Below are 10,549 nucleotides of genomic sequence, written 5' to 3'. Positions count from 1 at the left end.
GCGGCCGCGGTGCCCGCGGCGGCGGCCGGCAGGCCGACCGCGCCGAGCAGCGTCACGCCGGCGGCGAGAGCTGTACGGAATCTGGAAATGGGAGCCCCCCTGGGCCTTTTGGAACGCTTGTCACGCATGTCGGCCCCCCACGGTCGGGATGGATCGCATGGAGAGCGTGCGGATCATTCCACGGCGCCGGAGCCCTCGCCAAGGAGGTTTCCGCGGGCCTCCGGGGCGGACGGCGACGGCCCCGGTGCCGGGCGCGGGGCTCGGTACCGGGGCCGTTCGTGCGGAGTGGTCAGTACGCCTGGTAGCCGTACGAGTCGACCACGAGGTGCAGCGGGGCGCCGCTCGCGTTGTAGAGCGACACCTTGCCGTCCTTCAGCGGGACCACGACCTGGTTGGCGACGGTCTCCCCCGGCAGGAAGTTGAGGTTCGAGGCGTTCGGCGCCGCGTCCCCGTACGGGTAGACGGTGAGGTGGCCCTCGGCGCCCGGCTCGACGGCGGTGACGTTCAGGGTCATCCCGGCGACGTAGGGGAAGTCCGTGGGGTCCAGGGTGATGGTGCCCCAGGCCGGGATGGGCGTCCGGAGGCCCGTGCGGGTGTCGAGCAGTCGCCGGGGGCCGTCGGGGTGGTAGCTGACCTTGCCCTCGGCGGCGTAGTAGCCGGCGAGGTCGGCGATCAGGTGGACGGTGCCGCCGGAGGCGTTGTGGAACGACACCTTGCCGTCCTTCACCGGGACGGTCACCAGGTTCGGGGTCGTCCGCCCGGCGGTCCAGTTGAGGTTGGAGGCGTTCGGCGCCTCGTCACCGTGCGGGTACACCGTGAGGTGCCCGTCGGTCTGCGGCTCGGTCACCGTGACGTTCATCGTCACGGCGGTGACACCGGCCGCCGGGACGCCCGCGAGGCCGGTCACCGGGAGGTCGACGGTGCCCCGGGCGGGCACCGCCTGCGCCGCGGGGACACCGATCGGCGCCCGGGTGTCCAGCAGCCGCGTCGGGCCCTGCGGGTGGAACAGCGAGCCCTGCGGGCTGTAGTAGCCGGCCAGGTCGGCGATCAGGTGCACGGTGCCGCCGGAGGCGTTGTAGAACGACACCTTGCCGTCCTTCACCGGCACCGTCACCAGGTTGGCGACGGTGCGCCCGGCCGTCCAGTTCAGGGCGGAGCTGTCCCACTGCGGGGCGTCGTGCGGGTAGACCCGCAGGTGGCCCTGGACCTGGGGGTCGGTGACCGTCACGTTGATCGTCACCGCCGTCAGTCCCTCCGCGGGGACGCCGGCGACGCCCGCCACCGGGAGGTCGACGGTGCCCCAGGCGGGTACGGCCTGCGCCGCGGGGACACCGATCGGCGCCCGGGTGTCCAGCAGCCGCGTCGGGCCGGCCGGGGTGAACCCGCTGCCGATGAAGGCCCGTTCGGTCGCGCCGCGGTCGCGGATGCCCCTGCCGGTACCGGTGTTGGGGACTGTCAGGTCGTCGCCGGGCGCCTTGTCGTCGAAGTCGGTGGGAAGCATGCCCGGGGCGTTCTCGTCCGCCGAGTCGACCTTGTGGTCCAGCGGCGCGTCCGGGCCCCGGTCCACCTGGCTGGGCGCCACGAAGTCGTGCGCCCCCTGGCCGGTGGCCGCGGTGAACGCCTCCTGCGAGGTGTACGGGCTGTCGGCCCAGCTGTAGGCCGCGCCGCCGCTGCGCGGGTCGACCACGTTGTAGTCGACCTTGGTGCCCGTGGTGGAGTTCGCCGCGACCGTGATCCCGGTGGCGACGGCGGCCTGGGAGCCGCAGGACCTCGAGCCCATCGCGGTGTTCACCACGTTGTTCTCGACCACGGCGCCGGTCGAGGTGCCGTCCAGCACGATGCCCTGGGAGCAGGGAACGTCGACGGTGTTGGCGACCACGACGGTGTTCGGGGCGTCCTTCACCAGGATGCCGGGCGCGGTCGCGCGCCCCGCGTCGATCTTGTGCACCTGGTTGGTGGTGATGACCGTCCCGGTGGAGCCGCCGTCCACGGTGACCGCCGGGGCCTGGCCGGAGCCCATCCAGCCGCGCCCGAAGCGCACGTCGGCGGAGCCGTTGGTGACGTGCACGGCGGCGCCCGTGGAGATGGTCATCCGGTCGAAGGACACGTCGCGGGCCCCGTCCACCAGCACGGCGGTCTTCGGGGCGGCCACGGTGAGGATGAGGTTCTCGAAGCGGAGGTGGTCGGCGCCCTTGACGACGAGTCCGTCCGCGGGGTTCGTCCGGTCTCCGATCTGCGCGCCCGTGGCCATCGGGGTGGTGTGGACGTTCCGGCCTCGGAAGGTGATCGGCGCCTCGGCGGTGCCCGACCGGGTGATGGTCGGGTTCTCGTTGTAGGTGCCGTCGGCGATCTCGACCGTCTGGCCCGGCTGGGCGGCGGCGGCCGCCGCGCCGATGGTGCAGTACGGCGCCGACTCGGTGCCGGCGCCGCTGTCGGTGCAGCCGGTCGTGCGGTTGACGTGGAGCGTGGTGCTCGCCGCGGCCGCGCCGCTCGTGGAGACGGCCGGCAGGCCGACCGCCGCGAGCAGCGTGGCACCGGCGGCGAGGACCGTGCGGAATCTGGAAATGTGGGCCCCCCTGGGCACTGTGAGGCGATGGTGGTGCTTTTGCCCTCTCTTGGTCTTTCCTTGATCGACTTGAGGGCGGAGGGGATCCTGCCACAGCCGGATGGCCCTGCCAATGCGGATGTCACAGCTCGCGGAAACACGGCGACGGCCCCGGTGCCGAGCGCTGGGCTCGGCACCGGGGCCGTCGGGGGCGGGCGGGGTCAGTACGCCTGGAGGCCGAAGAGGTCGACCACGAGGTGCAGCGGAGCGCCGCTCGCGTTGTAGAACGAGACCTTGCCGTCCTTGACCGGGACGACCACCTGGTTGGGGATGGTCTCCCCCGGCAGGAAGTTCAGGTTCGAGGCGTTCGGCGCCGCGTCACCGTGCGGGTACACGGTGAGGTGGCCCTCGGCGCCCGGCTCGGTGACCGTCACGTTCAGGGTCAGCGCCGCGATGTTCGGGTAGTCGCCGGCCGGGATGTCCACCGTGCCCCAGGCCGGGACGGTGCCCGCGGAGCGGACGCCGGACTCCGACCAGGTGTCGGTACGGGTGTCGAGGATCCGGATCGGCCCGGTCGGGCGGTAGGTCACCTTGCCCTCGGCGCTGTAGTAGCCGGCGAGGTCGGCGATCAGGTGGACGGTGCCGCCGGAGGCGTTGTGGAACGACACCTTTCCGTCCTTCACCGGCACCGTCACCAGGTTCGGAATCGTCCGCCCGGCAGGCCAGTTGAGGTTGGAGGCGTTCGGCGCCTCGTCACCGTGCGGGTACACCGTGAGGTGCCCGTCGGCCTGCGGCTCCGTCACCGTCACGTTCATCGTCACCGCCGTCACACCCGACGCCGGAACCCCCGCCACACCGGTGACGGGCAGGTCGACGGTGCCCCAGGCGGGCACGGCCTGCGCCGCCGGGACACCGATCGGCGCCCGGGTGTCCAGCAGCCGCGTCGGGCCCTGGGCGTGGAACAGCGAACCCTTGGTGCTGTAGTAGCCGGCCAGGTCGGCGATCAGGTGCACGGTGCCACCGGAGGCGTTGTGGAACGACACCTTGCCGTCCTTCACCGGCACCGTCACCAGGTTCGGAATCGTCCGCCCGGCAGGCCAGTTCAGGTTGGACGCGTTCGGCGCCTCGTCACCGTGCGGGTACACCGTGAGGTGCCCGTCGGCCTGCGGCTCCGTCACCGTCACGTTCATCGTCACCGCCGTCACACCCGACGCCGGAACCCCCGCCACACCGGTGACGGGCAGGTCGACGGTGCCCCAGGCGGGCACGGCCTGCGCCGCCGGGACACCGATCGGCGCCCGGGTGTCCAGCAGCCGCGTCGGGCCCGCCGGGGTGAACACACTGCCCACGTCCTGCATCTCGTAGGCGCCGCGGTCCCGGATGCCGCTGCCCGTACCGGTGTTGGTCACCGTCGGGTCGTCCACCGGGGCCCAGCCCCCGCGGTCGGTCGGCAGCATGCCCGGGGCGTTCTCGTCCGCCGAGTCGATCCGGTGGTCGGCCGGGGCGTCCGGCCCCTTCGGTACGTAGGTCGGGGCGACGAAGTCGTGCGTGCCCTGCCCGGTGTTCGCGGCGAGCTGGTCCGGGGTGGTGAGGGCGGTGCCGGCCCAGCTGTAGGCCGCGCCGCCGCTGCGCGGGTCGATCAGGTTGTAGTCGACCTTGGTGCCCGTGGTGGAGTTCGCCGCGACCGTGATCCCGGTGGCACCGGCCGGGGTGGTGCAGGCCGTGTTCTGGTTCTGCGCGGTGTTCACCACGTTGTTCTCGACCACCGCACCGGTCGAGGTGCCGTCCAGGACGATCCCGGCGGAACAGGGCGCGTTGACGGTGTTGGCCACCACGACGGTGTTCGGCGCGTCCTTGACCAGGATGCCGGTCGAGTCGGTGACGCTGTTGGGCTGGACCACGTTGGTGGTCAGGACCGTCCCGGTGGAGCCGCCGTCGACCTGGAGGAGCGGGCCCGGCGCGTAGCTGAAGTCGCCGCGGGCCCAGGTGACCTTGTCGGAGGCGCCGGTGATGCGGACTCCGCCGCCCGAGGCCGCGATGTTCGTGAAGGAGACGTCGTGTCCGCCGTCGACCACGACGGACGGCCGCTGGTAGCTGTGCACCACCAGGTTCTCGAAGCGCAGGTGGTCGGCGCCCTTGACCACGATGGCGCTGTCCGGGTAGTTCGGCGCCCCGCCGGTGAGCGAGGCGACGCCGCCCGCCGTGTGCTCCTGGGCCTGGCTGCGGAAGGTGATCGGAGCGTCGGCGGTACCGGAGCGGGTCACCGTCACCGCGGTGTCGCTGTAGGACCCGGCCCCGATCTCGACGGTCTGCCCCGGCTGGACGGCCGCCGCGGCGGCCGCGACGTGGCAGAACGGCGCGGCCTGGGTACCGGTGCCGCTGTCGGTGCAGTGCGCACCCGCGGCGTTGTTGACGTGGAGCGTGCTGCCCGCCGCGGCCGCGCCACCCGCACCGACGGCCGGCAGGCCGACCGCCCCGAGCAGTGTCGCACCGACGGCGAGAGCCGTACGGAATCTGGAAATGGGAGTCCCCCTGGGCGAACTTGAAGCGCCTGCGGCGCGTTCCGACCCCCCGTGTCCTGAATTGATCGACTGGAGGGCGGAGCGGATCATCGCACAGCCGGAGAGGCCTCGCCAACGGCAAGTCCGCAGGCCGCCGGGCTGTACGCGAACGGCCCCGGCACCGAGCGCGGGGCTCGGTGCCGGGGCCGTCGGGAGCGGGCGGGATCAGTACGCCTGGTAGCCGAACAGGTCGACGATCAGGTGCAGCGGAGCACCGCTCGCGTTGTAGAACGAGACCTTGCCGTCCTTGACCGGGACGACCACCTGGTTGGGGATGGTCTCCCCCGGCAGGAAGTTCAGGTTCGAGGCGTTCGGCGCCGCGTCACCGTGCGGGTACACGGTGAGGTGGCCCTCGGCGCCCGGCTCGGTGACCGTCACGTTCAGGGTCAGCGCGGCGACGTTCGGGATCTCGCCGACCGGGATCTCCACCGTGCCCCAGGCCGGGACGGTGCCCGCGGGGCGGGCCTCCGCGTCCCAGTTGGCGTCCTGGCGGGTGTCCAGGAGGCGGTACGGCCCGGCCGGGCGGTAGCTGACCTTGCCCTCGGCGCTGTAGTAGCCGGCGAGGTCCGCGATGAGGTGCACCGTGCCACCGGAGGCGTTGTAGAACGACACCTTCCCGTCCGTCACCGGCACCGTCACCAGGTTCGGGATCGTCCGCCCCGCGACCCAGTTCAGGTTCGACGCGTCCGGCGCCTTGCCGCCGTGCGGGTACACCGTGAGGTGCCCGTCCTGCTCCGGGTCGGTGACCGTCACGTTCATCGTCACGGCGGTGACACCGGCCGCCGGGACGCCCGCGACGGCGGTGACCGGCAGGTCGACGGTGCCCCAGGCCGGGACGGCCTGCGCCGACGGGACACCGATCGGCGCCCGGGTGTCCAGCAGCCGCGTCGGCCCCTGCGCGTGGAACAGCGAACCCTTGGTGCTGTAGTAGCCCGCGAGGTCCGCGATCAGGTGCACCGTGCCACCGGAGGCGTTGTAGAACGACACCTTCCCGTCCGTCACCGGCACCGTCACCAGGTTCGGGATCGTCCGCCCCGCGACCCAGTTCAGGTTCGACGAGTTCGGCGCCGCGTCCCCGTGCGGGTAGACGGTCAAGTGGCCGTCGGCGCCCGGCTCGGTCACCGTCACGTTCAGGGTCACGGCGGTCACGCCCTCCGCCGGAACGCCCGCGACGCCGGTCACCGGGAGGTCGACGGTGCCCCAGGCCGGGACCGCCTGGGCCGCCGGGACGCCGATCGGCTGACGGGTGTCCAGCAGCCGGGTCGGACCGGCCGGGGTGAACGCGCTGCCCACGTCCTGCATCTCGTAGGCTCCGCGGTCGCGGAATCCGCGGCCGGTCCCGGTGTTGGGCACCGTCACGTCGTCCACCGGCGCCCAGGCCCCACGGTCGGAGGGCAGCATGCCGGGGGCGTTCTCGTCCGCCGAGTCGACGGTGACGTCCAGCGGCGCGTCCGGGCCCTTGTGGACCCACGACGGGGCGACGAAGTCGTGCGCGCCCTGGCCGGTGGCGGCGGTGAACGCCTGCTGGGTGGCGTACAGGGTGCCGCCCCAGTGGTAGGCCGCGGCATCGCTGCGCGAGTCGACCACGTTGTAGTCGGCCTTGAGGCCCGGGAAGGAGTTCACCGCGACGGTGATCCCGGTGGCGCCGGTGGCCTTGGCCCCGCAGGAGTTCTCCAGGATGGCCGCCGTGTTCACCACGTTGTTCTCGACGACCGCACCGGTCGAGGCGCCGTCCAGCACGATCCCGCCGGAGCAGTTCGTGTTCAGCGAGTTGCTCACCACGACGGTGTTCGGCGAGTCCTGCACCACGATGCCGGTGGCGTTGGGCTGCACCATGTTGGTGGTCAGAACGGTTCCGGTGGAGCCGCCGTCGACGGTGATCGCCGGGCCCATCGAGCCGACGCTGCCCCGCCCGAACACCACCTTGTCGGACGCACCGGTGATCCGGACGCCGGTGCCCCCGAAGACGGCGGTGTTGTCGAACACCACGTCCCGGGCGCCGCTCACCACGATCGACGGCCGCTGGTAGCCCACGTCGAACGTCAGGTTCTCGAAGCGGACGTGCTGGGCACCCGTGACGAAGAAGCCGTTGGTCTGCCGGTTCCACCCACCGATGCGGGCACCGCCGCCCGGGCTGTTCTCGTTCTTCCTCGCCCGGAAGGTGATCGGCGCCTCCACCGTGCCCGACCGGGTGATGGTCAGGTCCTCGGGGTACGTGCCGTCGGCGATGTCCACCGTCTGCCCCGGCTGCGCGGCGGCGGCGGCCGCCGCGATGGTGCAGTAGGGCGCCGACTGGGCGCCGGTGCCGCTGTCGGTGCAGTGCGCACCCGCGGCGTTGTCGACGTGGAGCGTGCCGCCCGCCGCGGCCGCGGTGCCCGCGGAGACGGCCGGCAGGCCGACCGCCCCGAGCAGCGTCACGCCGACGGCGAGAGCCGTACGGAATCTGGAAATGGGAGCCCTCCTGGGCGACTTGAAGCGCGGAATGACGCCTTTGCCCCCTGTTGGCCAGTCCTTGATCAACTTGAGGCGGAGCGGATCATTCCACACCCGGAGGGGCCGCGCCAACGACAATTCCGCGGGCCGCCCACCGCACGCGGAACGGCCCCGGCACCGAGCGCTGGGCTCGGTGCCGGGGCCGTCGGGTGCCCGGGTGCGACGTCGAACTCCGCTGCGCGCACGGGAAGTCGGCCGGGCCGACTTCCCGTGCCGGGCGCTACCGGCCCGGGCGGACGGTGATGTCGGTGATCTCCGCGTCCCGGGAGGCGTCGAGGGCCGCGAGGATCGCCCTAGCGACGGACTCGGGCTCGATCCAGCGGTCCGCGGCGTACTCCTTGCCCTCCTGCTGGTGCACCTTGACCTGCATCGCGGTGGCGGTGCGGCCGGGGTAGACCGAGGTGACCCGGACCCCGTTGGCGTGCTCCTCCTGGCGCAGCGAGTCCGCGAGCGCCTTGAGGCCGTGCTTGCTGGCCGCGTACGCGGACCACTCGGCGTGGGCGTTGAGGCCGGCGCCGGAGTTCACGAACAGCACGTGGCCCTTGGCGAGCCGCAGGGACGGCAGCAGGAGGCGGGTCAGCTCGGCGGGGGCGACGAGGTTGACGTTGAGCGTCTCCTGCCAGGCCTTGGGGGTCAGGTCGCCGACCGGGCCGAGCTCGACCGTGCCCGCGACGTGCAGCAGCGAGTCCAGCCGGACGGGCAGCTGCTGGTGCCCGAAGGCCCAGGACAGCTTGCCCGGGTCCCCGAGGTCGCCGGCCAGGGTCTTCGCCCCGGGGAAGCGCTCGCGCAGTTCGGCGGCCCGACGGGCGTCGCGGGCCAGCAGCCAGAGCTCGTCCCCGCGCTCGGCGAGTTTCCCGGCCAGGACGGCGCCGATGCCGGAGCCGGCGCCGGTGATCAGATGTGCAGCCATGGTCCCGATCCTCTCAGGCCTTGAGCTGGGCGAAGACCTCGGCGGGCGTGTCCGCGAAGGTGATCAGCTCGGCCAGCGGGCGCGGCAGGAAGCCCTCGGTGTCCATCCGCTCCATCTGGGTGCGCAGGCCCGAGTAGAAGCCCTCGGTGTCCAGGACGACGACCGGCTTGTCGAACATCCCGTGCTTCTTGAGCTCCAGCACCTCGGTCACCTCGTCCAGGGTGCCCAGCCCGCCGACCAGCACGACGATCGCGTCCGCCCGCGAGGCGAGCTCCCGCTTGCGCTCGGGGAGGTCGGCCGTCCACACCAGCTCGTCGGCGCCGACGTACGCCTTGTGCCGCAGCATCTCGACCATCACGCCGACCAGCCGGCCGCCGGAGGCCTTCACCTCGTCGGCCAGCAGCCCCATCAGCCCGGCGTTCGAGCCGCCCCAGACCAGGGTGTGGCCGCCCTCCCCCAGCAGCCGGGCGAACTCCGCGGCGGGGGCGGAGTAGCGGTCGTCGAGCGAGTACGCGGAGCAGAAGACAGAGATGTTCATAGTGTCGTCTGGTCTATCACGCCCCCGGCACACCGCTCACCGCTATTACCCGCACGTGGCCCCGGGAGCGGACGGTCGGGGGCCGGCCAGTGCTTCGGCGGGCTCGCGGACGGGTCCACGACTCGTAGGCGGTTCTGGTGCGAGGGGTCGATCGAGGTGAGCGATATCAGCAGCTGACCGGAGGCCCTCTCCAACTCGCCCAGCGCGTGCGGCAGTCCCGCGCACACCGTCGCGACGGCGACCCCGAGCCCCACCAGACCGCCGTGCTTGTGGTTGTGACGGTACTCGATCCGGTGCAGCCCGGACGCGGCGATCGCGGCCACCTCCAGTGGCCGGGCCATCTGCTTGGTGTCGTTGGTGATCACGGCGTGGAAGCCCGCCGAGGCGGCCCTCGCGTAGAGCTCGACATCCTTGGTACCCGCCCAGCCGTCGATCTCGGCCACGTGCCGGAGTTCGTGCCGCTTCACGAGCAGCCGTGCCATGTGGACCAAGGGGAGCGGGACGTTCTCGTCGAGCAGGATCCTCAAGACGCGGCCTGCCGGGGCCCCTCGTCCGCGTAGCTGTCCACGTAGGCCGTGAAGTCTGCCGCGTCTCGCGCCGCCTCCGGGGCGACACCGGGGTAGAAGTCCTTCACCGACTCCGGTGGGATGCCGTCCTTCAGGAGCGAGGCGACCTCGGAGGCGGGAATCCGCGTTCCCTCGATCACCGGCTCACCGCCACGCACCAGCGGGTCGACGGTCAGGTGGTTCCGGGGGCGCAGCAGGGCCGGGATCTGGCGGCCGTTCCGGTAGAACGGCTGCAGCACGTCGACCAGGTCGTGGATGACCACGTTGCCGCGCCTGCGGACCAGATCGACCGCGTGATCGGGCGCCGCGAGGTAGATCGTGCCGTCCCCGGCCACCAGCCGGTAGCTGGACAGGTGCTTCTGCTCGTCGAGACCGTCACGCAGGGTGTCCAGCGCGCGACGGATCTTCTGGAGCGACGCCTCCTGGCGCAGCCGGACGCAGATGCGGAGGGCGACGACGTCCCGGAACGAGTAGAGGATCGGCCGCGCCGCGGAGAGCTCGGGCACCAGGACGGCACCCTGTGAGGCTGTGGCCTTCCGCCAGTGCGAGAGCTGGCGCAGGGTGGCGCCGGACAGCGCCGCTGCCAGCCTCGGCTCGTAGGACACTGCGGCACCTCCACTCCGTGTACGGGCCTGGAACCGACCGTAGTTCATGGTCCCGTACGGTCGGCGGGCCCGCCATCATTTCACCCGAACGAGGTGCCGGACCGTGAAGGCCCCGATGCCCGGCGGCCTGCTCCGCGAGCAGGCCGCCGGGTCAGAGCAGGTGTCGGCCGTCATGGGTGCGGATGGTCGGTGCGGTGTCGTCGCGGAGTGCGTCCAGGACGCGTACGGCGTAGACCTCGGCCATCCGGTCGGAGACCGCATCGAGGACGCCCACCGCTGGTGGGAGGAGCACGGCTGCCCCGGCCCCGAGCGGTTCGGCCTCACGGTCACC

General features: G+C 72.3%; 7 protein-coding genes and 1 pseudogene. All 8 read right to left on the bottom strand.

What is annotated here, in order from left to right:
• Window positions 1-289: 289 nt before the first annotated feature.
• Window positions 290-2,584 (bottom strand): right-handed parallel beta-helix repeat-containing protein, encoded by a 2,295-nt coding sequence (locus AB0E96_RS11590; RefSeq protein WP_359821538.1) that lies wholly within the window; start codon window positions 2,582-2,584, stop codon window positions 290-292.
• Window positions 2,585-2,766: 182 nt separating this feature from the next.
• Window positions 2,767-5,157 carry a right-handed parallel beta-helix repeat-containing protein gene (locus tag AB0E96_RS11585; RefSeq protein WP_359821536.1) on the bottom strand — a complete coding sequence of 797 codons (2,391 nt, stop codon included), beginning with the start codon at window positions 5,155-5,157 and terminating at the stop codon, window positions 2,767-2,769.
• 114 nt (window positions 5,158-5,271) lie between these two features.
• Window positions 5,272-7,524: a right-handed parallel beta-helix repeat-containing protein gene (locus AB0E96_RS11580; protein WP_359821533.1), complete on the bottom strand. Its 2,253-nt coding sequence runs from the start codon at window positions 7,522-7,524 to the stop codon at window positions 5,272-5,274.
• A gap of 295 nt (window positions 7,525-7,819) precedes the next feature.
• Entirely contained in the window at window positions 7,820-8,509 is a 690-nt protein-coding gene (locus AB0E96_RS11575) for an SDR family oxidoreductase (protein WP_359821530.1), read from the bottom strand.
• 13 nt (window positions 8,510-8,522) lie between these two features.
• Complete coding sequence (locus tag AB0E96_RS11570; RefSeq protein ID WP_359821527.1) at window positions 8,523-9,047, bottom strand: TIGR00730 family Rossman fold protein; 525 nt, start codon at window positions 9,045-9,047, stop codon at window positions 8,523-8,525.
• Entirely contained in the window at window positions 9,044-9,574 is a 531-nt protein-coding gene (locus AB0E96_RS11565; protein WP_359821524.1) for a DUF5615 family PIN-like protein, read from the bottom strand. Before AB0E96_RS11565 ends, AB0E96_RS11570 begins: the two co-directional genes overlap by 4 nt.
• Window positions 9,571-10,218 (bottom strand): DUF433 domain-containing protein, encoded by a 648-nt coding sequence (locus AB0E96_RS11560; protein WP_359821521.1) that lies wholly within the window; start codon window positions 10,216-10,218, stop codon window positions 9,571-9,573. Before AB0E96_RS11560 ends, AB0E96_RS11565 begins: the two co-directional genes overlap by 4 nt.
• A gap of 151 nt (window positions 10,219-10,369) precedes the next feature.
• Window positions 10,370-10,480, bottom strand: a pseudogene (locus AB0E96_RS11555) (NUDIX hydrolase); the annotation flags it as partial.
• Window positions 10,481-10,549: the final 69 nt, after the last annotated feature.

This window comes from Kitasatospora sp. NPDC036755 (assembly GCF_040636595.1).
Classification (GTDB): domain Bacteria; phylum Actinomycetota; class Actinomycetes; order Streptomycetales; family Streptomycetaceae; genus Kitasatospora.
This window is presented reverse-complemented; position numbering and strand designations above follow the sequence as displayed.

Excerpts from the sequence above, each read along its gene's own strand:
- AB0E96_RS11585 (WP_359821536.1), bottom strand. The coding sequence starts at position 5,157 with ATGATCCGCTCCGCCCTCCAGTCGATCAATTCAGGACACGGGGGGTCG.
- AB0E96_RS11575 (WP_359821530.1), bottom strand. The coding sequence starts at position 8,509 with ATGGCTGCACATCTGATCACCGGCGCCGGCTCCGGCATCGGCGCCGTC.
- AB0E96_RS11570 (WP_359821527.1), bottom strand. The coding sequence starts at position 9,047 with ATGAACATCTCTGTCTTCTGCTCCGCGTACTCGCTCGACGACCGCTAC.